This window comes from Pseudomonas sp. SMV7 (genome assembly GCF_052041995.1).
Taxonomy (GTDB): Bacteria; Pseudomonadota; Gammaproteobacteria; order Pseudomonadales; family Pseudomonadaceae; genus Aquipseudomonas.
Genome location: NZ_JBKGGT010000058.1, coordinates 1 through 529 on the forward strand (window position 1 = coordinate 1; position 529 = coordinate 529).

Here is a 529-nt window from a genome sequence, read left to right on the forward strand (position 1 = left end):
CTTGATAGTGACCTGGGCATTGTTGCTCAGGGTCACGACCAGATCGTGAGCCAGTGCCTGGTTGATGTTTACCGTGAAGGTCGGTTTGACGTTCTCGGCCACCGAAGGCTGGTCGGCAGTGATGGTGACTTTGACCAGGTCGCCTTCGTTGCCTGGCGTACCCGGTTCGTCAGTGACGGTGGTGCTGACCGGGGTCTTGTCCAGGGTCAGTTGCTCGAACTTGCCGACATCAACCCCATCAACGGTGGCGATGGATTTAACAACCGGATCGTTGGCACCTGCGTAGACGTTGTCCGGCGCAGTGACAGTAGTGCTGCCAGTAGTGCTGTTCGCCGGCACGGTGATGGTGGTGCCATCGTTCAGCGTGAAGGTCAGCGCCGAATGCTTGTCGATCGGCAGACCGTCTTTGTTGGTCAGCGTAATGGTGTAGGTGATCTCGCCGCCTTCGGTAACCGACGGTGTCGCGGTCAGCTTGGCCACCACTTCGTCAGTGGTGTCGGTGACCTGAACCTTGGCCGCATCGCCCAGT

The 529-nt window shown here is 59.0% G+C and carries 1 protein-coding gene; it reads right to left on the reverse strand.

From position 1 onward, the window contains the following. Positions 1–529 (reverse strand): immunoglobulin-like domain-containing protein (locus tag ACLEJP_RS25510; protein ID WP_440810910.1); only part of this gene is annotated, 529 nt, incomplete at both ends.